The 23,165-nt window shown below is 72.2% G+C and carries 25 protein-coding genes; 17 read left to right on the forward strand and 8 right to left on the reverse strand.

Going from position 1 to position 23,165, the window contains the following annotated elements; genetic code table 11:
• Positions 1-22: 22 nt before the first annotated feature.
• Positions 23-1,111, reverse strand: a complete 1,089-nt coding sequence (gene sbnB / locus HTZ82_RS05240) for a 2,3-diaminopropionate biosynthesis protein SbnB (RefSeq protein ID WP_175408085.1) — start codon at positions 1,109-1,111, stop codon at positions 23-25.
• Between the two features lie 148 nt (positions 1,112-1,259).
• Between sbnB and HTZ82_RS05245 the strand changes: the two genes are divergently transcribed.
• The 8 genes from HTZ82_RS05245 (at position 1,260) to HTZ82_RS05280 (ending at position 7,315) form a co-directional block, all read left to right on the forward strand.
• Positions 1,260-1,595, forward strand: a complete 336-nt coding sequence (locus HTZ82_RS05245) for a helix-turn-helix transcriptional regulator (protein WP_175408086.1) — start codon at positions 1,260-1,262, stop codon at positions 1,593-1,595.
• Position 1,596: 1 nt separating this feature from the next.
• Complete coding sequence (locus HTZ82_RS05250; RefSeq protein ID WP_175408087.1) at positions 1,597-2,277, forward strand: cation transporter; 681 nt, start codon at positions 1,597-1,599, stop codon at positions 2,275-2,277.
• Positions 2,278-2,404: 127 nt separating this feature from the next.
• The gene (locus HTZ82_RS05255; RefSeq protein WP_175408088.1) at positions 2,405-3,643 is read left to right on the forward strand and encodes a helix-turn-helix domain-containing protein; all 1,239 of its coding nucleotides are present in this window, start codon (positions 2,405-2,407) and stop codon (positions 3,641-3,643) included.
• Between the two features lie 137 nt (positions 3,644-3,780).
• On the forward strand, positions 3,781-4,215 hold the full coding sequence (locus HTZ82_RS05260) for a hypothetical protein (protein WP_175408089.1): 435 nt from the start codon (positions 3,781-3,783) through the stop codon (positions 4,213-4,215).
• The gene (locus tag HTZ82_RS05265) at positions 4,212-4,616 is read left to right on the forward strand and encodes a hypothetical protein (RefSeq protein WP_175408090.1); all 405 of its coding nucleotides are present in this window, start codon (positions 4,212-4,214) and stop codon (positions 4,614-4,616) included. The genes HTZ82_RS05260 and HTZ82_RS05265 overlap by 4 nt, the downstream gene beginning before the upstream one ends.
• A gap of 51 nt (positions 4,617-4,667) precedes the next feature.
• On the forward strand, positions 4,668-5,585 hold the full coding sequence (locus HTZ82_RS05270) for a radical SAM protein (protein WP_175408091.1): 918 nt from the start codon (positions 4,668-4,670) through the stop codon (positions 5,583-5,585).
• 13 nt (positions 5,586-5,598) lie between these two features.
• The gene (locus HTZ82_RS05275; protein WP_175408092.1) at positions 5,599-6,735 is read left to right on the forward strand and encodes a protein-L-isoaspartate O-methyltransferase; all 1,137 of its coding nucleotides are present in this window, start codon (positions 5,599-5,601) and stop codon (positions 6,733-6,735) included.
• A 262-nt stretch (positions 6,736-6,997) separates the two neighbouring features.
• The gene (locus HTZ82_RS05280) at positions 6,998-7,315 is read left to right on the forward strand and encodes a putative quinol monooxygenase (protein ID WP_175408093.1); all 318 of its coding nucleotides are present in this window, start codon (positions 6,998-7,000) and stop codon (positions 7,313-7,315) included.
• Positions 7,316-7,435: 120 nt separating this feature from the next.
• On the opposite strand, the gene HTZ82_RS05285 is transcribed toward HTZ82_RS05280, so the two are convergent.
• Together HTZ82_RS05285 and HTZ82_RS05290 are read right to left on the reverse strand one after the other, a co-directional pair.
• Positions 7,436-8,335, reverse strand: a complete 900-nt coding sequence (locus tag HTZ82_RS05285; protein ID WP_175408110.1) for an oxidoreductase — start codon at positions 8,333-8,335, stop codon at positions 7,436-7,438.
• Positions 8,336-8,784: 449 nt separating this feature from the next.
• The gene (locus HTZ82_RS05290; RefSeq protein WP_217623686.1) at positions 8,785-9,303 is read right to left on the reverse strand and encodes a hypothetical protein; all 519 of its coding nucleotides are present in this window, start codon (positions 9,301-9,303) and stop codon (positions 8,785-8,787) included.
• A gap of 210 nt (positions 9,304-9,513) precedes the next feature.
• Here HTZ82_RS05290 and HTZ82_RS05295 point away from each other — a divergent pair, with 210 nt between their 5' ends.
• From HTZ82_RS05295 to HTZ82_RS05335, 9 genes are all read left to right on the forward strand, one after another.
• Complete coding sequence (locus tag HTZ82_RS05295; RefSeq protein ID WP_175408095.1) at positions 9,514-9,885, forward strand: hypothetical protein; 372 nt, start codon at positions 9,514-9,516, stop codon at positions 9,883-9,885.
• Between the two features lie 95 nt (positions 9,886-9,980).
• Positions 9,981-10,910: a 3-oxoacyl-[acyl-carrier-protein] synthase III C-terminal domain-containing protein gene (locus HTZ82_RS05300; RefSeq protein ID WP_175408096.1), complete on the forward strand. Its 930-nt coding sequence runs from the start codon at positions 9,981-9,983 to the stop codon at positions 10,908-10,910.
• Positions 10,911-10,922: 12 nt separating this feature from the next.
• The gene (locus HTZ82_RS05305) at positions 10,923-12,311 is read left to right on the forward strand and encodes an ATP-grasp domain-containing protein (protein ID WP_175408097.1); all 1,389 of its coding nucleotides are present in this window, start codon (positions 10,923-10,925) and stop codon (positions 12,309-12,311) included.
• Positions 12,301-13,605 (forward strand): type III PLP-dependent enzyme, encoded by a 1,305-nt coding sequence (locus tag HTZ82_RS05310; protein ID WP_175408098.1) that lies wholly within the window; start codon positions 12,301-12,303, stop codon positions 13,603-13,605. Before HTZ82_RS05305 ends, HTZ82_RS05310 begins: the two co-directional genes overlap by 11 nt.
• Positions 13,606-13,681: 76 nt before the next feature.
• The gene (locus HTZ82_RS05315) at positions 13,682-13,966 is read left to right on the forward strand and encodes an acyl carrier protein (RefSeq protein ID WP_175408099.1); all 285 of its coding nucleotides are present in this window, start codon (positions 13,682-13,684) and stop codon (positions 13,964-13,966) included.
• A 2-nt stretch (positions 13,967-13,968) separates the two neighbouring features.
• Positions 13,969-14,946 (forward strand): hypothetical protein, encoded by a 978-nt coding sequence (locus HTZ82_RS05320; protein WP_175408100.1) that lies wholly within the window; start codon positions 13,969-13,971, stop codon positions 14,944-14,946.
• A complete protein-coding gene (locus tag HTZ82_RS05325; RefSeq protein ID WP_175408101.1) occupies positions 14,943-15,662 on the forward strand; it encodes a hypothetical protein in 720 nt (239 codons plus the stop codon). Before HTZ82_RS05320 ends, HTZ82_RS05325 begins: the two co-directional genes overlap by 4 nt.
• Positions 15,663-15,866: 204 nt before the next feature.
• On the forward strand, positions 15,867-18,131 hold the full coding sequence (locus HTZ82_RS05330) for an MMPL family transporter (RefSeq protein ID WP_175408102.1): 2,265 nt from the start codon (positions 15,867-15,869) through the stop codon (positions 18,129-18,131).
• A gap of 259 nt (positions 18,132-18,390) precedes the next feature.
• On the forward strand, positions 18,391-19,143 hold the full coding sequence (locus tag HTZ82_RS05335) for a BTAD domain-containing putative transcriptional regulator (RefSeq protein WP_175408103.1): 753 nt from the start codon (positions 18,391-18,393) through the stop codon (positions 19,141-19,143).
• A 45-nt stretch (positions 19,144-19,188) separates the two neighbouring features.
• Here the strand turns inward: HTZ82_RS05335 and HTZ82_RS05340 are convergent, their stop codons facing one another.
• The 5 genes from HTZ82_RS05340 to HTZ82_RS05360 all read right to left on the reverse strand — a co-directional run bounded on the left by HTZ82_RS05340 (position 19,189) and on the right by HTZ82_RS05360 (position 22,900).
• Complete coding sequence (locus HTZ82_RS05340; RefSeq protein WP_175408104.1) at positions 19,189-20,388, reverse strand: acyl-CoA dehydrogenase family protein; 1,200 nt, start codon at positions 20,386-20,388, stop codon at positions 19,189-19,191.
• A gap of 85 nt (positions 20,389-20,473) precedes the next feature.
• Positions 20,474-21,223 (reverse strand): 2-hydroxychromene-2-carboxylate isomerase, encoded by a 750-nt coding sequence (locus HTZ82_RS05345; RefSeq protein ID WP_175408105.1) that lies wholly within the window; start codon positions 21,221-21,223, stop codon positions 20,474-20,476.
• Complete coding sequence (gene fabG / locus HTZ82_RS05350) at positions 21,223-21,978, reverse strand: 3-oxoacyl-[acyl-carrier-protein] reductase (RefSeq protein WP_175408106.1); 756 nt, start codon at positions 21,976-21,978, stop codon at positions 21,223-21,225. The genes HTZ82_RS05345 and fabG overlap by 1 nt, the downstream gene beginning before the upstream one ends.
• Positions 21,975-22,490, reverse strand: coding sequence for a 3-hydroxyacyl-ACP dehydratase FabZ family protein (locus tag HTZ82_RS05355; protein WP_175408107.1), 516 nt, complete (start codon positions 22,488-22,490; stop codon positions 21,975-21,977). Before HTZ82_RS05355 ends, fabG begins: the two co-directional genes overlap by 4 nt.
• The gene (locus HTZ82_RS05360) at positions 22,490-22,900 is read right to left on the reverse strand and encodes a hypothetical protein (protein WP_175408108.1); all 411 of its coding nucleotides are present in this window, start codon (positions 22,898-22,900) and stop codon (positions 22,490-22,492) included. Before HTZ82_RS05360 ends, HTZ82_RS05355 begins: the two co-directional genes overlap by 1 nt.
• Between the last annotated feature and the right edge of the window lie 265 nt (positions 22,901-23,165).

Below are 23,165 nucleotides of genomic sequence, written 5' to 3' on the forward strand. Positions count from 1 at the left end.
CCCGCGGCCGCTACGCCGCAGCTCAGCTCTTCCCATAGCGGTCGAGTTCATCGAAGAAGCCGTCGGTGACGGCGAGTTCGCCGCTGCGGGCGATCGCGTCGTACACGAACCTGCCGACGGCGAGGTCGAGGACGCCGAGCCCGAACGGCGAGAACACCAGCGGCCGCCGCCCGGCTTCGGGCCGTACGGCCCCGGTCAGCACGTCACAGAGCGTGCCGCTGAGGAAGTCCCTGTTCCCGGTGAGCTGCTCGGCCAGATGCACGGAGGTGTCGGCCTTCAGACAGTGGTCGACATCGTCCACCACGTTCACGGCGGACAGCACGACTTCGGGGGCGAGGTCGCGCAGCGACACGTTGAGCACGAGCGGCGCGTGCGAGAACCAGGAGGGGTCGTGCAGATAGGGGGAGCCCGCGACGGTGGCGAGAACAACGAGATCACTGCTGCGGATGAGCCCCTCGGCCGTGTCGTGCACGACGACACGGCCGACGCCGCCGCCGCGCCCCCGCTCCAGATACCCCTGGAACTGCTGAGCATGCTCGGCCTTCAGGTCATGCACGCCGATCTCGTCGAACTCCCACCCGGCAGCGTCCAGATACGTATGGATGAACCGCCCGATGAGCCCGGCGCCGATGAACCCGACCCGCCGGGGCCTCGACGCGTCGCCACGGGCGCGGCTGAGCGCGCCGGCGGCGAGCGCGGCAGAGGCGGCGGTCCGGGCAGCGCTGATGACGGACGACTCAAGACACGCGTACGGATAGCCGGTCGCGGGATCGTTCAGGATCAGTACGGCAGAGGCCCGAGGCAGCCCGGAGGCGACGTTGCCGGGGAAGCTGGAGATCCATTTGATGCCGTCCACGGCGCCGCGGCCGTCGGCGTCGCCGCCGAGCGAGGCGGGGAGGGCGATGATGCGCGCGTCCGGACGGTCGGGGAAGCGCAGGAAGTACGAGTCGGGGTTGACGGTCCCGCCGGCCCCGTGCAGCCGGTAGGCCGCCTCCACCAGGTCGATGACCTGCTTCTCCCGCCCGCGGAGCACGCCATTGACCTGCGCCCCCGGAATCACGGCGAACGTCGGCCGGGCCACCGGCCCCGGCCCCGACTGCGACACCGGCATGTGTTCCACGCTCCCTGACACGGCGAATACGGACACCGCACATGCTCGGAAACGCCACTGACGGCCGGCTGACACCCAACTGACCGAGACCCACGCACCCTGAATCCAGGCTCCGCTGAATTCAGCAGAACCTGTATAGTCAGCTCCCGTGCTGACTCTCGCTTCCGACATCGAGGTGCTGGCGCGGTTCGGCCGCGCGCTCGCCGACCCGATCCGCTGCCGCCTGCTGCTCGCACTCCGCGAGGCCCCGGCGCACCCCTCCGACCTGGCCGACCGGCTCGGGATCTCCCGCACGCGGCTGTCGAACCATCTGGCGTGCCTGCGCGACTGCGGCCTGGTGGTCGCGGTGCCGGTCGGCCGCCGCACCCGCTACGAGCTGGCCGACGCCCGGCTGGGGCACGCGCTGGACGACCTGCGCACCGCGATCGTGGCGGTGGAGGCCGACCGCACCTGCGCGGACGCCGAGGAGAAGGGCTGCTGCTGACATGGCCGCAGACATCTCCATAGGCCCCGCCGCCCCGGCCCGGCGCGACGCGCTGGCGAAGCGGATACGCCTGCTGGTCGCCGCCACCATCGCGTACAACGTCGTCGAGGCGGTCGTCGCGATCACCGCAGGCACGATCGCCTCCTCCACGGCCCTGATCGGCTTCGGCCTGGACTCGGTCATCGAGGTCTCGTCCGCCGCCGCGGTCGCCTGGCAGTTCTCGGCCACCGACCACGCCGTGCGCGAGGCACGGGAGAAGACCACACTGCGCATCATCTCGGTCTCGTTCTTCGCCCTGGCGGCGTACGTCACGGTCGACGCGGCCCGCGCCCTGTCCGGCACCGGGGAGGCACGGTCCTCCCTCACCGGCATCGTGCTGGCGGCCCTCTCCCTGGCGGTGATGCCGTTCCTGTCCACCGCCCAGCGCCGCGCCGGCCGCGCACTGGGCTCCGCGAGCGCGGTGGCGGACTCCCGGCAGACCCTGCTGTGCACGTACCTGTCCGCGGTGCTCCTGATCGGCCTGGCCCTCAACGCCACGCTCGGCTGGTCCTGGGCGGACCCGCTCGCCGCCCTGGTCATCGCGGCGGTCGCGGTCAAGGAGGGCCGCGACGCCTGGCACGGCAAGGGCTGCTGCGCACCGGCCCCCACGAAGACCCCTGCCCCCTGCGCCTGCTGCGACTGACGCCCGGGGCCTGATCAGGGCGCGGTGGCGGGCGTACCCGACGATGGCGGGCGAAGCGTGTCCCCAGGAGCCGGGACGCGGGTACCTTCCGATGTAGGCGGAAACGACCGGAAGGGGCACCGCGATCATGGCTCAGTGGTCCGATTACACGACAGGTGAGCGAATCAAGATTCTCCGGGGGAAGGAGATCCGGCAGACGGACTTAGCGGAGATGACCGGCCTTTCCGTCGTCACGATCCAGAAGGCCGAGCAGGACAAGGCGCTGACGCTGCCCACCCTTCTCTCCATCGCGGACGCCCTTCGGGTGGATACGTCGGTGATCCTGGGTCAGCAGGCCCCGCGCCGGGCGATGGACCGGACGGACCGGACGGTCATGAGGGCCCTGTCCCGGGCAGTGCACGACACGGCCGCCGGCGTCCTGGGCGACATCGAGGAGGCGCCCACGCTGGACGAGCTGACGAAGATCACGGCCCGCTGCTGGGACCTGTACTGGAAGGGCCACTACACCGAAGCGGGCGCGGTCGCGGCGCCGTTCCTCACCTCGGCCGCCGCGCTCGTCCACACGCGGCCGGACGGCGAGCGGGCGCCCGCCCTGGGGGTCCTGTCGGACGCGTACCGGATCGCCGGGTACGTCGCGAACCTGATGGGGAACCGGGACCTGGCGTACGCGGCGATCGGGCACGCCCAGGGGTACGCCCAGCAGGCGGCGGACGACCTGCGCGGCGCCCTGGTGGCCTCCGGGCGGGCGTGGGTGTACCTGCGGGACGCACGGCTGCCGGAGGCACTGCGGTTGGCGGAGAGGGCGGCCGTGGACACCGAGCCGCGGTTCTCCACGGCGACCCCGGACGACATGACCGTGTACGGGTCTCACGTGAACTTCGCCGCTGTGGTGGCGTCTCGCATGGGTGACAAAGAGCGGGCAGCCGACTTCCTGTCGCAGTCCCACGCCGCCGGTGCGCGGATGGGGCGAGAGTACCGGGCGCACGGCACGCTGTTCGGTCCGGTGACGGCGACGACCCAGGCCGTCGGCATCAACGTCGCCCTCGGGCAGGCCGGTAAGGCCCTCGCGCTCGCCGACTCGATTCGTGACGTCTCGCAGCTCAGTCAGGCGGCGCGCAACCGGTACGCCATGGACAAGGCCATGGCCCAGGCCGACGCGAAGATGTGGGACGCCTCCCTCGACACTCTGGAGACGGCACTGCGGGCGGCGCCGGAGTGGGGGCGGCACCAGACGTTGCCGGGTGTGATCGTGCAGAAGGTCGGGAAGGCGTCGACGGCACGGCTGAGGCGGGTGTCGGAGCTGATCGGGGTGCCGGCGAGCGGTGCGGACGGGTTCCCGCCCGCGACAGCCAGGACAGCCCTGTGACTGGTACGGGGCGGACGACTGCGGCCCGTTGAACGCCCAACAGTCGTACGGGGCAGGCGGCTTCGAATCTGACAGATCATCGAACCCGTCCGCCCCGTTTCTTCATGCTCGCCGTCCGTGGCGCCATGGTTACGCACATGAACCCTGATACCCCGGGCCGCGTGCCCGTCGCCCTCTACGTCGCGGCCGGTGACGCACCCACTGTCGATCTGCTCTCCGACTACTGCAGGCAGTACGCCACGGCCCGCGACTGGGACGCTGTCGAGGCCGTGACAGACACCGACCGGCTGATCCCGTTGGTGTCCCGTCCCGGCTGGGCCCGCGTCCTGTCGCTCCTGGCGACCGGCACGGTGCGTGGCGTGGTCACCTACAGCCCCGCCATGCTCGCCGCGATCGAGGGCGGATACGACGCGGTCCGCGCGCTGCTGAGCGAGCAGGGCGCCTTCCTCGCCGCAACCCGGAGGCCCGACCTCGCCCCGGAGGCCCCGCCGCGCCGGACACCGGCGCAGAGGGTCCGTCGGCAGGGCCTTGCCGACGCTGCGTACGGCTCGGACTGGAGGCCGGCTCGATGAGTGTCCCCGTTGCTGAATACGCACCAGCGATCGCCAAGGGCACGGCCCGTGCGGCGACGTACGTGTGCGTTGCGCGGCCCACCGGCGAGTCTGACGCGGTCGGACGGGCCCTCACCGAGGGGCGGGAGTTCGCCCGCTCTCACGGCCTGGCCGTCGTAGCCGAGATCACCGACCCGTACGGCGAGGCCGACCCCGCGAAGCGCGACGGATGGCGGCAGGTCCGCGCCATGGCCGCCAATGACGAGATCGATGTCGTCGTCACTCGATGGCCCGCCTGCATCGCACCCGAGTCGCTGCACGAGCGGCGCTACGAGGAGATCGCCGCCCTGGCCGCGGACACCGTGGTCGTCCGGTTCTCCTGGGCGCCGCTGGCCATGCAGCCGGAAGAGATCCGACTGTGAGCGGCGAGGCCCCGGCAGGTCACCTCGACACAGACCGAGAAGGAAAACTCAGTGACGATCGCTCCTGAAGCACTCGCAAAGCCCGCGACCCCGACGTTTCTTGAGCTGGAGATCACCGGCCGGTGTCAGCTCACCTGCCCGAGCCACTGTTACGCCGAGGCGGGACCCACGAAGAGCCATGGCGCCATGACCGCCGACGACTGGCGGCGCGTGATCTCCGATGCCGCCGCCATCGGTGTGGAAAAGATCCAGATGATCGGTGGCGAACCCACCCTGCACCCGCACTTCGCGGGGCTCGTACGGCACGCTCTCGGCGAGGGGCTCGGGGTACAGGTCTACAGCAATCTGTACCGCGTGAAGCTGGAGCACTGGGCCCTCTTCGAGCACCCGCGCGTGAGCCTGGCCACGTCGTACTACAGCGATCAGGCCGCGGACCACGAGCGCGTGACCGGCCGCAAGGGCAGCCATACCGCGACCCGCGCGAACATCATCGAGGCCCTGCGCCGGGGCATCCACGTGCAGGTGGGCATCGTGGACGTCCTCGACGGACAGCGCGTCGACCAGGCCCGCGCAGACCTCGAATCGCTCGGTGTGAAGGACATCAACACCGACCGCGTGCGCGGGGTCGGCAACGCGTCGAAGACCCTGCTCCCGAGCACGTCGGAGCTGTGCGGCAACTGCGCACGCGGCCGGGCCGCGATCATGCCGGACGGACAGGTGACCCCCTGCGTGCTGGGGCGGTTCCTTCCAGCCGGGAACGTGCGGACTCAGGGCCTGGCGGAAGTGTTCGCGTCCTCCCCGTGGGCAGAGATCGCGGCGACGATCCCGCCACGCCGTACGGGACGCGGGTGCACGCCCGACGAGGACTCGTGCATGCCGTCGCCGGGCGCGGCCGGGGCCTGTACACCGGCGGACTCCAACGACTGCGACCCGTCCCGCACTCCGGCCTGCAACCCGAAATACACCTAGGAGGCGCGTACGCATGGACTGGCTGACACACGCTGAGCGGCTGGCCACGGAACTGGTCCGGCCCGAGTCGCGGTGGCGTTCGCCGCTCGCGACGACGGCCCGTCACCTCCTGGTGCCCCGCTGGTGGGAGTCCGCCGGCGACGGCCGGTACGTAGCGCGGGACGGCGCGGCGGACCCGGAGGCGTGGATGCACGCCACGTACGCGAACGACACCCTGGTGACCCGGGTGGGGCCGCTGCACGCCGACCACGCCGAACCGGGGCAGACCACCGAGGGGCGGCCGACCTCGTCCTCCACTCTCCCCGTCCTGGTCGTGGGCATGTACCGGCACGCGATGGTCACGGACACCTCGCGGGTCCTGGTCACCACCGGGTCCGGCTACGGCACGGCACTGCTGTGCAGGCGGTTGGGCGCGGACCGCGTGACGAGCATCGACGTCGACCCCTACCTCGTCGAGGCCGCGGGGAACCGGCTCGACGCAATGGGCTTGCGCCCGCACATGGGCGTCGGCGACATCACCGACATCCTCCCCGGCGAGTTCGACCGGATCGTGTCCACGGTGTCCGTACGCCCCGTACCGGCCGCCATGCTCGCCGCTCTGCGGCCCGGCGGACGGCTGGTGACCACCCTCGCCGGAACCGGTCTGATCGTCGTCGCCGACAAGACCGCCGACGGCAGCGCGGTCGGCCACGTCCCGCAGGACCGGGCGGGGTTCATGCGCACCCGCCACGGCGACGACTACGCACCGCGTGCGACGGACGCACTGTGGGAGAAGACCAAGGAAGCGGACGGCGAGGAGGTGACGACCAGCCGCTACCCGCTGCTGTACCCACCGGACGCCTGGGACGTCTGGTCGATGCTGGAGCTCACGATCCCCGGCATCGACTACCGCAAGGCCGCGGAAGGCGACCGCCGTACGGTATGGATGCTCCACGAAGACGGCTCCTGGGCCCGCGCCGAGGCCCCCGGCTTCCTGGACTCCCCCACCGTCCACCAGGCCGGCCCGCGACGGCTGTGGGACGAGCTGGAACGCATCCGGCACCGCCTCAACCGCGAAGGCGCACTACCGGTGTACGGCGCCCGGGTGCGAATCGACCCCGACGGCACCGTCCGCCTGTCGCGCGGCGCCTGGTCAGTGACCGTGACCTGACCGGCAGCACAGCACTTCGGGCGTGTTCACCCTGCTACGCACCGAAAGCCCCCAGCGAGCCGCGAGATCCCAGGAGAGCCATGGGCGCCCACCGGAACCACCAGCGTCCGAACTGGCCACCGGTTTCCTCGGCTCCCGAAGGAGATGGTGTCCTGTGACAGCAAACTTTGAGCGTGTGCCACCGAAGTCCCCGCAGAGAGGTCCGAGAGCCGGCCTGGCAGGGCGAGATGCTGCCGTGTGAGTCAAGAAGAGAGGAGTGCACATGAGCGAGGGGTTCGGTCTGGTCGTCCGCTTCGCGCTGCGCGACGATCTGGCGGCGGAGGCGTTCGACGCGTTGTGCGCGCGCACCCTGGACGGGGTCAAGTCGAGCGAACCGGGCACGCTGACCTACGTCATCCACCAGCCCGAGGGCGAGCCGCTGGTGCGCGTGTTCTACGAGCTCTATGCGGACCGCGCGGCCTTCGACGCCCACGAGGCACAGCCGCACACCAGGCGCTTCCTTGTCGAGCGTGAGCAGTACCTTGCCGGTGTCGAGGTGACGTTCCTCGACGCGATGGCGGGGAAGGTTCCGCTTCAGTAATGAGTTCCTGGAACGGGACACCCGCACCGCGCCGTCCACTTGTCGCGCGGCGCCTAGGGTCTGTCTCCCCGATCACGGGCCGGTACGGGGCCTGCTCAAGCACGGGCAACGGGGCCGAAATCAGGTTGCAGTGCGGTCGATCGAGTTGAGCAGTCGGAGTTCTTCCTCGGCCAGCCGTAGCGCGCCCGCTGCCACATTGGCGACGAGGTGCTCGGGGTTGCCCGTCCCGGGGATGGCCAGCACGTGTGCGCCTTGCTGCAGGGTCCATGCCAGGCGAACCTGTGCCGGTGAGACTCCGTGCGCGCGGGCGACGGCGCGGACTTCATCGTGCTCGGCCTGGACGGCTCCGGCCTCGCGGCCCTTGCCGGCGATGGAGAAGAAGGGCACGAACGCGATGCCGCGTGCTGCGCATTCGTGGAGCATCTCCTCCCCATGGGGTGTGTCGATGCCGTAGCGGTTCTGGACGCAGACCACCGGTGCGATTGCTCGGGCCTGGGCCAGGTGCTCCGGTCGGGCTCCGGAGATGCCGAGGTGGCGGACGAGTCCGGTGTCGCGCAGTTCGGCGAGGGCTCCGAAGTGCTCGCTGATGTCGTCCTGGCCCATGAGGCGCAGGTTGACCAAGTCGAGGTGGTCGCGGCCGAGTTGGCGCAGGTTCTCTTCGACCTGGCCACGCAGTTGTTCGGGGCGCGCCGAGGTGGCCCACTCGCCGCTGGCATCCCTGGCCGGGCCCACCTTGGTGGCGATGACGAGATCGTCCGGGTAGGGCGCCAGCGCCGAGTTGATCAGTTCGTTGGCGGAGCGTAGCCGGGAGAAGTAGAAGGCGGCGGTGTCGATGTGGTTGACGCCGAGTTCGACTGCGCGGCGGAGCACGTGGATCGCCTGGCTGCGGTCGCGGGGCGTGCCCTGGTGAAAGGCGCTGCTGCCGGTCAGGCGCATGGCCCCGAAACCGATCCGGTTGACCTGGAGGTCACCGAGCATCCATGTGCCGGCGGCCGCCGCCGAGACCGTGTGCGATGTCATCTTCTCCATCAGCTCCATCCGGTAGGCCATCGTCCAGCCTCAGTTCAAGGCGTGGCGGCTCTGGAGTATGCGCTGGTGACCGGCTGGCTGGAAGGCGCGGAGCGTTGGGGGAATGTCACAGCGCGAGCGGGAATCTCGATGGCCCACGACGAGTTGTTACTGGTGAAGCGTCCGGCCCGAGCGCCCCTGTCAGGAGCGCGAGCCGCAGCGGGACCGGCCGATCCCCTCGCCGGCCTCCCCGCATCCTCCAGCAGGTCGAGCAGGCTCACTGCCACCGGTAGTTGCTGAACCGATCTCCGCGCGGGGCCGCCCTTGAGGAGCCCGGCAGCGATGGCGTCGGGGCCTTCGGCGCGCCCGCAGCATGCCCTGGCGGCGCAAGGGCTGCTGCTGCACACCGGCCCCCTACGAAGGCCACCGGCGCCCCGGGGGCCTGATCACGGTGCGGTGCCTCAGGATGTGGGCGGGTCGAGCTGCGGCTCCAGACGCACCTCGGTCACGTTCACGCCCTCCGGAGCGCCGAACTCCTCCGCCATCACGCCGTTGTTGATGTCGGCGACCTCCAGAGCCAAGTGCTCGGCCCCGACGCGCAGGTCGAGTCTTGCCACGGGCTCGCCCGAGGAGTTCGGCATGCGGTGGATGCGCGCCGCCGGGTAGTTCAGGGTCGTCAGCTTGTGCCGCAGCTCCTCGTACGTGGCCGTGTCCGTTCCCGAGAACGCCCTGTTGATGCGCAGTTGGTGCCTCTGGGCGGCGCACTCCTCTGTCGAGGTCAGCGGCACCGGGTCGACCAGGACGGGCAGGGTGGAGTCGGGGGTCGGCTCCGCCGCCGTGGTGCCGGCCGCGGAGGGCGACGCCAACTCATCGGCGCTGACGGAGACGTCGGAGGCGCAGCTCTGCGAGATGAGGTCCGTCATCTCCAGGAACCGCGCCTCCGGTTCGTCGTCGTCGGTCGACGCGGCGGTCATCACCATGGGGGTCTGATCGGCGGTGGCGTTCTGCGTGCCGAAGCCGGACAGGACGAGACGCCGCCGCCGAGCGCGGCCGCCAGCAGGGACTTCGGGAGGAAAGTTGATCGCATGTCCGTAACATGCGGGCTGCTGACGACCGCCCATATGAGTACGCGTGCTCAAACCACCAGGGCGTCAGTCACCAGTGACCGGTACGTGCGTAGAGTGACGCCCATGCGCGCCTCCACACACGATCTCGGCTTCCGTGAGCGGTCCAGGCGGCTGCGTACCTGGGGTGTCGTCCTGCTGTCGGCGGCGGGTGCGCTGTGGCTCTGGCTCGCGGTGCTGCTGTTCACCTCGTACAGCATCGAGGGCTACCAGAGGCAGACCGACTGCTCGGCGCCCTTCGACCGTCACCGTGTCGTGTACGACGGCCTGTGCGCCACCGGCGAACGTGACTGGCCCGTCGCGGTCACCCTCCTCGCCGCGTCTCTGCCGTTCGCGCTGGCCGGCACCGCTCTCGTCACGGCCGGAGTCGTCAGCGTGCGGATGAGCGAGCACGGCATCGAGCTGGAGCGGCTCAGGGAGCAGGACAGGACCGCCTAGTCCGGCCGCCGCCACCGGGCATCGCCCGGGGAGCCCCCCTCGTCCGTCAGCCCGGTGTCAGTGGGGTGTCAGGCCGGCTGCCTAGCGTGCGGCGCATGACCTCATTGGTGGCGGTGTCGAGTCATCTGCCGGAGACCGTGCCGGTGGACGCGTTGAAGGATGCGCTGGGTCTCAGCGACCAGCAGGTGAAGAGGTTCACCCGGCTGTACGGGCTGGACCGGATCTGCAAGGCACCCGAGCGGCCGGAGAGCGAGCTGCTGCTCGCCGCGGCCGGCAAGCTGGAGGGGCTGGCCGGGCAGGAGGACCGGGTCCGGTATGTGATCCGGGCCAAGGGGCTTCGCACCACCGCGCCTTATCCCGTCAATCCGCTGCGGGACGTACGGGACGCGCTCGGGCTGCGGCATGCCCGGACGTTCGCCGTCGCCGATCACGGGTGCGCCACCGGGCTGCTGGCCCTGGATCTCGCGGGGACGCTGCTGGAGGCCGACGGCGACCCCGACGCGCTCGCGCTGATCCTCGCGGGCGACAAGACGCTCACGCCGTTCTCGCAGTGGGTCGCCGACGTGTCGATCATGAGCGAGGCCACCGCCGCCGTCCTCGTCGGCCCGGGCGGCGGCCGCGACCGGATGCTCGGCTACGCCGCCCGTATCCACGGCCGCGACGACGGGCTGATCGACCTCGTCGGCGACCTCGCCAAGGAGGCCGTCCGGATCTACCAGGACGCCCTGGAAGAGGTCGTCACCGCCGCGCTCGGTGAGGCCGGTATCGGCGTGGGCGATCTCGCGCTGGTGCTGCCGCACAACGTCAACCGCGTCTCCTGGACCGTCGCCGCGAAGAACCTCGGCATCCCGGCCGGCGCCATGTTCCTGGACAACATCGCGGCCACCGCCCACTGCTTCTGCGCCGACCCGTTCATCAACTACCGGTCGGTGCGCGACCTGGGGCTGCTCAAGCCGGGCGACCACTACCTGATGACCTCGGCCGGGCTCGGCCAGTCCTTCGCCGCCGCCGTCTTCCAGCACTAGGGAGGATCCCCCATGGATGGCCCGCTCGCCGGCTTCGGCCGCCGGCTCAAGAGCGCCGTGACCGGCGCCGACGACACCCCCCTGGTGTTCCTGGGCAACTTCGAGGTGGAGGAGGTGTGGGCGCGCGGCGAGCACACGCTGCCGCGCTTCTCCGCCTCCTCCGGCAACGCCGTCGTCAACCGCATGGACGAGTTCGCGCTGCTGCTCGCCGGCGAGGGCGACCACGTCGTGCTCAAGACCGCGCCGGACCCCGCCTATCTGGAGTACCTCACCGAGCTGGGACTCGGGCTGCCCGACATTCACGTCGTGGCCGGGCAGGACTCCCAGCGCAAGGTCACCGAGGACGTTCTCGCCGACCCCGCTCTCCTCGACACCCTGCGTGCTCTCGCCGCCGACGGTGCCCGGCTCTCGCCGCACGGGGTGTCCGTACTCGAAGAGGAGCTGTCCGCTCGTACGGGCATGCCGCTCGCCGCCCCGGGCGCCGCGCTCTGCAAGGACGTCAACAGCAAGATCTACAGCCGCCGGGTCGCGGACGAGCTGGGCGTGCGCCAGCCCGCCGGCTGGACCTGCGAGAGCGTCGACGAGCTGGCCGACGCCCTGGACCGGGCCCGTGAGCTGCTCGCCCAGGGGCGCCGTACGGTCGTGAAGGAGGCGTTCGGGGTCTCCGGCAAGGGCATCGTGGTGCTGGAGAGCGAGCGCTGGATGGACAGGGCGCTGCGCATGGTCCGGCAGCGCGTCGAGCGCTCGGGAGAGTCCCGTATCGCGTTCGTGGTCGAGGAGTGGGTTCCTCATCAGGGGGATCTCAACTACCAGTTCACCGTCTCCCGCGACGGCTCCGTCCACTTCGACTTCGTCAAGCGCGCCGTCACCGAGGGCGGTGTCCACAAGGGCCACCGCTTCCCCGCGCACCTCTCCCCCGCCCAGGACGCGACGCTGCGCGAGACCGCCGAGCTGCTGGGCAAGCGGCTGGCCGCCGACGGCTACGCGGGCGTGGTCGGCGTCGACGCGCTGCTCGACGGGGACGACGCGGTGTGGCCGGTCATCGAGATCAACGCCCGCAACAACATGTCGACGTACCAGGTGCGGCTCCAGGAGAAGTTCGTCGGGCCGGGGCAGGTCGCTCTCGCCCGGCACTACCCGGTACGGCTCGACCGCCCACGCTCCTTCGGTGAGATCCGGGGCCTTCTCGGTGATCTCGTCTGTCCCGGAGCCGGCCGCTCCGGGCTGCTCGTGAACAACTTCGCGACCGTCAACGCGGGCGCCGAGGCCGCAGCGCCCGGTGAGCCGTTCGACGGGCGCCTCTACGGAATCGCGGTCGCCTCGTCGCCCGACGAGCTCACCGCACTCGACGAGGGCGTCACCGCCCGGCTGCTGGCAGGAGGAGTGGGCCATGCCCGTTGAACACACCGTGCAGGACATCGGGATCACCGAGCTGGCCGACCGGTTCGGGACCCCGCTGTACGTCTACGACGGCAACGGGCTGCGGGACCGGATCACCACCGTCCGGGAGCGGCTGCACCCGCGACTGGAGGTCTTCTTCTCGCTGAAGTCCAATCCGAACATCGCGGTGTGCGCGCTGCTGCACGCGCACGGCGCCCGCGCCGAGGTCTCGTCGATGACGGAGCTGGCCACCGCGCGCCGCGCCGGCGTCGCGCCGCACGACATCATCTTCCTGGGCCCCGGCAAGAGCCGCACCGAGCTGGCGGCCTGCCTGGACGAAGGCGTCGCGGTCATCATCTGCGAGTCGTTCGGCGAGCTGGAGCTGATCGACCGGCTGGCCCGCGAACGCTCGGTCACGGCCCGCGTCGCGCTGCGCGTCAACCCGGAGTTCGCCGTCAAGGGCTCGGGCCTGACGATGGGCGGCAAGCCGCGCCAGTTCGGCATCGACGAGGCGCAGCTCCGCGACCCGTCGGCGCGCGAGCTGCTCTGCGGCCTGACGAACGTCGCGGTCATGGGCGTGCAGGTGTACATGGGGACCCGCATCCTCAGCGAGGACGCCGTCGCCGAGAACACCCGGCGCATCCTGGACCTGGCCGAGGGCCTGTCGGCGGAGCTGGACTTCCCGCTGGACCTGGTGGACGTCGGCGGCGGGCTCGGCGTCGCGTACTTCGAGAACGAGAAGGACCTGGACTTCGACCGCCTCGCGGAGCTGGTCAACCCGCCGCTCGACGCGTTCGCGCGGCGGCACCCGGCGACCCGCATGGTGATGGAGCTGGGCCGGTACCTGACCGCGCCGTTCGGTACGTACACGACCCGCGTCCGCTATGTGAAGACGTCCATGGGCGAGAACTTCGCCGTGGCGGACGGGGGAACCAACCACCACATGGCGGCCGTCGGCATCGGCTCGTTCGTCAAGCGGAACTTCCCGATGAAGGTCCTCAACCGGCTCGACGAGCCCGCCACCGGCGACTGGAACATCACGGGCCCGCTGTGCACCCCGAACGACACGCTCGGCAAGAAGGTGCCGCTGCCGGACGTCCGGCCCGGCGACCTGATCGGCGTGGAGTGCTCGGGCGCGTACGGGCCGAGCGCGTCGCCCGTGCTGTTCCTCAGCCACGGCCACCCGGCCGAGGTGCTCGTGCTCGACGGGGAGGCGCACCTGGTGCGCGACCGGGACCGCCCGGACGACCTGCTGCGCAACCAGCGGCTGCCCGGGCCCGCCCTGCTGAACCGGACCGGCTCGGCCGCCGGCTGACTCCGTCCGCCCTCCGGGCCGCCGCCCCGCCTCAGATTCCGTGTACCGATCCGTGTATCGAAAGGACCGTTGTGCCATGACTGACACCGCCTCCCTCGCGCAGGACACCGCCGGCCGTACGAAGGTCGTGGCGGCCATCTCGTCCTCGCTGGCCGAGGTGCTCGGCCACGAGCTGCCGGAGCTGACCGAGGACTCCCGGCTGTTCGACCAGGTCGGCCTCGACTCCAGCGGCGTGTTCGAGCTGCTGATGGGTCTTGAGGACGCGCTCGGCATCGAACTGGACACCGACCAGCTGGAGATGAGCCACTTCGAGTCGGTGCGCTCCCTCGCCGACTTCCTGCTCGCCGAGATGGGCGGCTGACCGTGTACCGCACATCGGCGGCGCCCGCGGCGCGCGTCCCCCGGGCCGCGCCCGCGCTGCGCCTGGAGCGGGTGGTGCACCGGGTGTTCCCGGCCGGTACGAGCCGGATCGACGACGCGTTCTCCGTACGGCACTTCACGGACATCGCCGGGGAGTACGGGCGCGCGTACCGGCCCGATCTGGCGGCGGCGGGCGCGGGCAACACGTTCGCGTCGATGGCGCGGGCGCTGGTGGAGTCGCTGGGCCCGGACGCGGCGGAGGTGGGCGTGGCGGTGGTCGCGCACGCCGCGCCGGACCTGGACTGCCGGTACGCGGCGACCACCTACCTGTCGGAGGCGTGGCCGCACGGCCCGCTCGCGTTCGGGCTGTCGGAGCAGGGCGGGGCGACGCCGTTCACGGCGCTGCGCGTGGCGACCGAGTACGTACGGCGGCACGGGCTGCGGCAGGCGCTGGTCCTGATCCTGGACCAGGGGACGCTCCCGTACGACACGGAGGGCGCCGTACCGGCCGGTGACGCGGGTGTGGCGCTGCTCCTGTCGGCGGACGAGGCGCCGGGGGTGCGGCCGCGGGTGCGGCAGCTGCCCGGGGTCGCGCCGGGCGAGGTGCGGGACCTGCTGGCGGAGGAGCTGCGCCCGTACGGCGGGGACGTGACGGTGGTGGCGGGCGCCGGGATCGAGCCGGGGCGCGATCTGCCGGCGGGTCTGGCGGAGGTGCGGGAGACCGGCAAAGGCTTCCCGTGCACGGCCTTGTGGGCGCACCTGGCGGGCGAAGGCCCGGCGGGGCTGCCTGCGCGGCTCACGGCCGGGCGGCCGGCCGGCGAAGGCCCGGCGGGCGAACCGGCCGGGCTGTCGGCCGGGCTTCCGGCGGGGCGGCCCCTCGTGCTGGCCGAGTACGACCCGGTGGGCGCCGACTTCGGGGTGTGCGTGGTGGAGCCCGAGGCCGCGCCGGTGCCCCTCCAGGGCTGGGAGGCCGTGCGGTGAGCCGGGCCTGGGAGGAGTACCACCGGATCGCGCGCGACGAGGGGCTGGCTCCCGCGCTGGACGCGCTGTGCGAGGACATGCTGCCGGGGCTGCTGCCGTGCGGGCCGCACGGGCACGCCGTGGTGACGCCGCGGACGCTGCTGAAGGCCGGGCGCGCCTGGTGCGCGGGCCGGCCCGCCGAGCTGCCGCCGGGCGGGCCCGAGGTGCTGGGCTCGGCCGAGCTGCCGGGCGGCGAGGTGGTGATGGTCCGCCAGGAGATCGCGGCAACGGCCGAATACGGGCCGCCCGACCGGCGGGCCGGCTGGTCGCTGGGCCTGGTGTGGCTGCGGCTCGGGTTGTCGGAGGCGCTCCGCGAGGCGGTGGTGGCGCATCTCGGGAGCCGTACGGCAGGGCCCGAGGGAACACCGCTGTTGCAGCAGCAACTGGTGAAGGTGGCCGTGGCGGACGCGCTCGTGGAGCATCTGGAGGTCCGTGCGGTGCTCACGGGCGTACCGGAGGGGCAACTGTCCCCTGCCGCCCTGGAGGATCTCCAGCGGCGGCTGACGGACGCCGACCGCGGGCAGGTCAGGCTGCTGGGCGCGAGTGGATATCTGGCGGACGGTCCCGGCCAGGTGGCGTATGTCTCGGAGGTGCTGGCCGAGGCGTACGCAATGGCCCCGAAGAAGGAGGAGACCGCGGCGGCACAAGCCGGCGTGGCCGGAGGGAGATGCTGGTAGGCACCGGTACGGGTACGTCGGGCCGGGGTGCGTGGGTCGCACTCCGGCCCTTTTCTTCGCCCGCTCACCGGAGCGAACACTTCCGGACAGCTTTGACCGATCCCCTACCTACAGTTGACGGCCCGACAAGTCACCTGTCAGCTTTGACTTACACATCAAAGCGCGGGTTGTCATAGCCCCGAACCCGGAGATGGGGAGTCTGCGATGGAACAGCGGTTAACGGTCCGGATGGCCACATGGAGCGCCCGTCACCCCTGGCGGGCGCTGGCCGGCTGGCTGGTGCTCGTGGTCGTGTGCCTGGCCCTCGGATCCCTGGCCGGGACCCGGGTGGCCGACAGCGTCGACTACCGGGTCGGCGAGGCCGGCCGCGCCGAGGAGATCGCCGAAGCGGGCGGCATCCTCGACCCGTTGCAGGAGAAGGTCCTGATCACGCCCCGCGCCGGCGAGAAGCTGGATCGCGAGGCCGCCACCGCCGCCGCGCAGGACGTGGTCCGCCGGATGACCGGCGCCCCCTCGGTCGCCGAGGTCGGCAGCCCGGTGTGGGCGCCCAGCGGGCAGGCCGTCCTCGTACCGCTCATCACCAAGGGCAAGGACGCCGAGGTCTCCGCCGACATCCCGGCCCTCCTGGAGCGCACCGCCGCGGTCCAGGAGAGCCACCCGGGCCTGAAGGTGGCGCAGACCGGCCACTTCTCGATGGGCCAGGGCGTCTCCGCGAACATGGGCGAGGACCTCGCCACCGCCGAGCGGATCACGCTGCCGCTCACCCTGCTGATCCTGATGGTGGTGTTCGGCGCGGTCGTCGCGGCCGGTGTCCCGGTGCTCCTCGCCCTGTCGGCGGTCGCCGCCGCGATGGGCCTGTCGCAGCTCTTCTCGCACGTCTTCCCGAGCGTCGGCGCCAACAACAGCCTGATCCTGCTGATGGGCATGGCCGTCGGCGTCGACTACTCGCTGCTGTTCATCAAGCGGGTACGCGAGGAGCGCGCCCGCTCCGGCGGCCGCCTCGACCAGGAGTCCGCCGTCCGGATCGCCGCCGCCACCGCCGGCCGCACGGTCGTCATCTCCGGGTGCGCCGTGATGGTGTCGCTCGCCGCCCTGTTCGTCGTCGGTGACGTCGTCTTCTCGTCGCTCGCCGTCAGCTCCATCACCGTCGTCGCGATCGTCGTCGGCGCCGCCCTGACCGTGCTGCCCGCGCTGCTCGTCAAGCTGGGCCGCGCCCTGGACCGCCCCCGCCTCCCGCTGCTCGGCCGGCTCGCCGACCGCGCCGCGCACTCCGCGCACTCCGCCGCACCCGGCTCCCCCGGCTCCCCCGGCTCCCCCGGCCGTACGTGGGAGCGGCTGCTCGCCCCGGTGCTGCGCCGCCCGGTCGCCGCGCTCGTCGCCGGACTGGCCCTCGTCGGCGCCCTGTCGCTGCCCGCGCTCGGCATCGAACTGTCCTCCACCGAGGTCAGCACCCTGCCGAAGGTCGCCGCCGTCCAGGCCCGCGACCGGGTGGTGGAGGAGTTCCCGTCCGAGCGCGCCGCGTACCTGGTGGCCGTCCGCACCGACGAGGCGCACCGCGCCGAACTGCCGCAGGCCATGCGGGACCTGGTGAAGGCCGCCGGTGAGCAGCCGCTGCTGCGCGCCGCCGACGGCGGGGCCGACGCCGCCCGCATCCGCACGTCCGACGACGGGCTGACCGGCACGGTCCTGCTGCACGCCCCGCACCAGATCGACTCCGGGGAGGCGCAGGACGCGCTGCGGCTGCTGCGTGGCGAGCTGGTGCCGGAAACGGTCGGCAAGCTGGCCGGCACCGAGGCGGCCGTCTCCGGTGACGTCGCCCGCAACGCCGACGTACTCGACCACCAGATGTCGGCCCTGCCCTGGGTGATCGGCGCGGTCCTCGCGCTCAGCCTGACCGTGATGCTGGTGGCGTTCCGCTCCGTACCGGTCGCCATCGTCTCCACCGTCCTGAACGTGGCGTCGGCCGGCGGCGCGCTCGGCCTGCTCGTGCTGGTCTTCCAGTCCGACTGGGTGCAGCGCCAGCTCGACTACGACACCGACGGGTTCATCGTGTCGCGTGTGCCGCTGTTCCTCTTCGTGATCCTCTTCGGCCTGTCCACCGACTACAACGTGTTCATGGTCAGCCGCATCAAGGAGGCCGTGCAGCAGGGCCGTTCGACGACGGAGGCGGTCCTGGAGGGCATCACCCGCTCGGCGGGCGTGGTCACCGGCGGCGCCGTGGTGATGGTGTCGGTCTTCGTCAGCTTCATGTTCACGGACCTGCTGGAGATGAAGCAGCTCGGCTTCGGGCTCTGCGTCGCCGTCATCCTGGACGTCGTGGTCATCCGCATCGTGATCCTGCCGGCCGCGCTGAAGCTGCTGACCCCGGTCCTGTGGTGGCCGTCCCGCCCCGCGGCGCGGGCGGCCGGCGGCGACCGGCACGGCGCGGACTCCCCGTACCGCGTCCCGGCCACCCAGCCGGTCCCCTGACCGCGACGGCACCCCCCAGAGCCGTACGCACCGGCCCGGAGCCGCACGCACCACGCACGACCCACAGCCGTACCGCACCACCCCGGTCCCCGGCCGGAGCGCCCCGAGCGCCCGGCCGGGGACCTTCGTGCGGGCCACTCGTGAATCGTTCACGTGTCCGGCCGAGGGCGGCCCGAGTGGCGGCCGAGCAGCAGGTGGCTCAATGGCCGGAGCCGCCGCTCCGCCCCACCCGCCGCGGAGCCCGCAACGGGGAGACACCATGGAAGTGCAGCTGCTCGGATCAGTGACCGTCATCCACGGCGACGTGCACCGCCACGTCGTCTCCAAACGCGTACGCACCGTCCTCGCGCTGCTGTCCCTGCCGCCCGGCACACCCATCCTGTACGAGCAGCTCATGGCGGAACTGTGGGGCGAGCGCGAGCTGGAGAACATGCGCAACGCGCTCCAGGCCAACGTCCTGCGGCTGCGCCGCATCCTGGGCTCGCTGACCGGCCGGCGCGGTGACGAGGTGCTGCGCACCGTCAGCGGCGGCTACCTGCTCGACCTGCCGCCGGACGCCGTGGACGCCCAGCGCTTCCTGTCGCTCGCCGCCCGCGGCTCCGCGGAGCGCGACCCCGACAAGGCCGTACGGCTCCTCGACGAGGCGCTCGGCCTGTGGCGCGGCCCCGCCCTGTTCGACCTGTACGAAGGGCCCCGCCTCCATCTGGAGGCGGGGCACCTGGAGGAGCAGCGGCTGTGCGCCCGCGAGGACCTGGTCGCGGCGCGGCTGCGGATCGGCGAGGGACGCGGCGTCATCCCGGAGCTGCGGCAGCTCATCGCCCAGTACCCGGGGCGGGAGCGGCTGAGCCAGCTGCTGATGCTGGCGCTGTACCGGGACGGCCGGCAGACCGAGGCCCTCGACGTGTTCCACCGCACGCGGCAGTGGCTCGTCAAGGAGCTCGGTCTGGAGCCGGGTCGTGATCTGTCGAAGGTCTACCAGTCGATCCTCACGCAGGACGCGATGCTGGGCTGACCCGTGGCTGGGTCGACCCGTGTGTGCCGCCGGCGGGCGCGTCCTTCAGGCAGCGGCCGGCGGCGCTGCCGGGAAGGGCGCGTCCCGGTCGAACTTGCCGGACGTGTACCCCTGGAAGAGGGTGAGCCGCTGCATGTGCCCGGTGCCCTCCAGGAACTCCATCGCCCGGGCGTCCCGCGCCAGCTTGTCGAGGAGCGGGTGGTCGAGCCGCGCGCCCGGCCCGAAGAACGTGCAGGCCTCGCGGGTGGCGTCCTCGGCGAGCTGCGCCGCCCGCACCTTGGCGGCGGACGCGAGGTGCCCGTTGGTGCTGCGCAGGTCCACGGCCGCGGCCGCCTGGTGCACGAGGGCGCGTGTGGCGGTGATACGGCGGCCGAGCGCGTCGAGCCGGTCGCGGTCGGCGCGGCTGAGGGCGCGGCGGTTGGCGAGGACGTACGTGTGGGCGGCGCGTGCGATGCCGACCGCGATGGCGGCGACGCCGGGCCGCAGCCGGTTGAAGGTCTGCACGAACGCCCAGGTGCCGCGCCGGCTGGGCGACAGGTGGCGGCCGAGCAGGTTCTCCTCCGGGATCTCCACGCCGTCGAGGTCGATGTGGCTGATCATGGCGCCGCGCAGGCCGATCATCGGCAGGGCCCGGGCCCGCCAGCCGGGGGCCCGCGCGGTGTCGACGAGCGCCGCGGTCACGCCCAGCGGCCCCGGGCGGGTGCGGGCGAACACGACGGCGAGCTGGGCCCGTACGGCGTTGCCGACGTACCGTTTGGCGCCGTTCAGGACGTGTCCCCCGCCGGGACCGGGTGCCGGGGTGAGCGCGGTCGTCAGGCCGGCGGCGTCGGAGCCGCGCTCGGGTTCGGTGAGCGCGAAGCAGGTCCACAGCGGCTCGGCGAGCATCCGCCCGTAGAACCACTCCTTCTGCCGCCGGTCGGCGAGGATGTCGACGAGGACCCCGGCGAGCAGCGGGCCCGGCGACGCGACCATCATTCCGGCGTCGGCGCAGGCCAGTTCCTCCATGATGACGGCGCGCTCCAGGGCGCGTTCGCCGAGGAAGCGGTGGCCGGCGATGGGCTCGGGCTCGTTGCCGTACTCCGCGGGAACGCCCATCGTGGCGAGGTAGCGCACGGCGGGCAGGTCGAAGTGGCGGCGGATCGCCTCCGGGTCGGCGTCGATCTCCAGGGCGTGCTTGCGGAAGTCGTGCCCCCACTCCTGGAACTGGCGGCGCAGGGCGTGCAGCCGGTCGTCGATTCCGTTCATCGGTCGTCCCTCCCCTGGACGCGGCCGGGTCGGCCGTCGGTGGTCGCGGTCATCCGCGTCATCCACGTCATCCACGTCATCCGCGTCATCCGCAGCCGCCCGCGTGCCCGTCGTCGGTGGCGTGCGCGCCGAGGCCGACGGCGCCGAGGCCGACGGCGGAGGGCACCGGCTCCGGCAGGGCGCGGGCGGGCGTCCCCGCGGGTGTCCCGGCGGCGCGCAGGTGCGCGGCGAACGCGGGCAGCCGGTCCAGGCCCCAGTAGCGGCTGAAGCCGTGCGTGAAGAACGGGACGCCGAACACCCCGTCGGCGCAGACGTCCTGGAGCGCCCGCACGCCGCGGCGGCGCAGCTCCGGGTCGTCGCTCGCGCCCGCCAGGGCGTCCGGGTCCAGGCCCAGTTCGGCGCCGAGCCCGGCGATCACCGCGCGGTCGCAGATGTCGCGGCCCTCCTCCCAGCGGGTGCGGTAGGCGGCCGCGACGTACCGGGCGCCGTACTCGGGGCCCGCGTCCCGGGCGACCAGGTAGGCGAGGTGCGGCACCTCCCACACGGGGTTCCGGTCGACCGGCCACGTCATGGCGAGGCCGCGCTCCTTCACCAGCCGCCCCACGTCCTGGAGGATGTACAGGTGCTTCGCCCGGGACATCGGCGTGTACGGGAACGAGCCGCCGGCCTCCGTCAGGAGCCGCTCGCTCGTCGCGTCGGGTTCGAAGAAGGGCCGCCACTCGACGGCGGCGGCCACGTCGGGGTGGCGGTCGGTCAGTTCGCGGTAGGCCAGCCAGGAGTACGGGCTGCGCAGCGAGAAGTAGAAGCGCGGCGTGCGGGCGGCTGCCGGGGCCATCACAGCACCAGCCCGCCGTCGACGCCGAACACCTGCCCGGTGATGTACGAGGCGCGGTCCGACACCAGGAACGACACGAGGTCCGCGACCTCGTCGGGGCGGCCGAAGCGGCCCATCGGGATGCGCTGTGCGAGCGCGTGACCCGCGCCGTCGGACAGCGCGGCCGTCATGTCGGTCTCGATGAAGCCGGGCGCGACGGCGTTGACGCGGATGCCGCGCGGCGCGACCTCCTTGGCGAGCGCCTTGGAGAAGCCGATGATCCCGGCCTTGGACGCCGAGTAGTTGGTCTGGGTGGCGTTGCCGTACACGCCGGCGACGGACGACATGGTGACGAGCGTGCCCGTGCGGCGCTTCATCATGGCGAACACGGCGGCCCGGCACACGTGGTACGTGCCGTCGAGGTTGACCCGCAGGACCTCCTGCCAGGACTCCTCGTTCAGCAGGATCAGCGGGTTGTCCCGGACGATCCCGGCGGACGAGACGACCGCGTGGACGGGACCCAGCTCCTTCTCGGCGGCGCGGACGAACGCCTCCGCCTCGGCCTGCCGGGCCACGTCGACCCGCCGCGTCAGCACGGCGGCACCGGCCGCCTCGGCCTCCTTGGCGACGGCCTCGGCGGCCGCGTGGTCGGAGCGGTAGCAGAACGCCACGTCGTAGCCGTCGGCGGCGAGCCGGGTCACCACGGCGCGGCCGATGCCCCGCGAGCCTCCGGTCACCAGCGCGACCGGCCGGTTGTGTTCCTCTGCGGACATCATGCCCTCTCGTGGGTGGTGGTTTCGGGTACGGGAGATTCCGCGACGGCGCCCGTCAGGACCTCCATGTCGCGCAGCGCCAGCGTGACCTGGCCGATCTCCATGACGGGTGTGCCGTCGACGGTGCTGCGCCCCGTCACGAGGTACGTGTCGCCCAGGTCGCGGACCACCGTGACCTCGTGGGCGAGCACCGACCCGGGGTGGACCGGCGCGAGGGTGCGGGCGTCCCGGACCTGCGTGAGCAGCGCGACCTTGCCCAGCCGTACGTCCGGGTTGGGCTCCTCCCAGCAGGCCAGCGCGACGGCACACTGCGCCCACGACTCGAGGAGCAGCCCCAGCGGGTACGCGCAGTCCTCGTCGGTCGGGTTCCGGCTGAGCGCGCCGTAGCCGGGTTCGGCGACGGTGACCGCCTTGTGCGCGACCAGCCGGCGGCGCGGCTCCACCTCGACGACCCGGTCGACGAGGAGGGCGGGGCGACGGTGGGGGATGACCGCCATGACGCGGGAGGTGCTCATCAGTGCTGCTCCTGGGTGGTGTCGGGTAAGGCGGCCGGGAGGCGGAGGCGGATACGGGCGGCGGGCCGGCCGCCGGCGGAGACGTCGGCGTCGGTGCGCACCCCGTCCTCGTCGTGCAGGACACGCGCCTCGACCAGGACCTCCTCACCCGGCCGCACCGGGCTCAGGAACCGTGCCCGCTCCAGCACGGCGGGCTGGTGCGCGGGCGCTCCGGTGGCACCGGTGACCAGCTCGTGCACGTACTGGACGAGGCTGAACCCGGGGACGAGGGGGAACCCCGGGTAGTGCCCGTCCAGGAACGGATCGTCGGCATCGACGGTGACGGTCCCCCGCACGGTCACCGCCCCACCGGGCGGCGGCGCGGGCTCGGATTCCATGTCGAGGATGGTCAGGGCCTGTTCAAGCATCATGATCGGTCACTCCTCGGGTCGGTCGTACGGTCAGCGACTCGGGCAGTCCTGCGGCACAGTGGCGCCCTCCCCCGCTCCCGCTGCGGAACGGCACACCGCCCGGAACCGCCGGTTCGGCGCACTGGCCGGCACCGCCGCTTCCGCTGCGGGGCGGCGCACTGGCCGGGACCGCCGGTTTCGCTGTGGGCATGCGTTCCGCCAGGGGCGATGGGGGTCCCCCCTGCTCGAGCGAAGCCGAGAGCTTGGGGGAGGGTGGGCACAGCGG

Source organism: Streptomyces sp. TRM64462 (assembly GCF_013362995.1).
Taxonomy (GTDB): domain Bacteria; phylum Actinomycetota; class Actinomycetes; order Streptomycetales; family Streptomycetaceae; genus Streptomyces.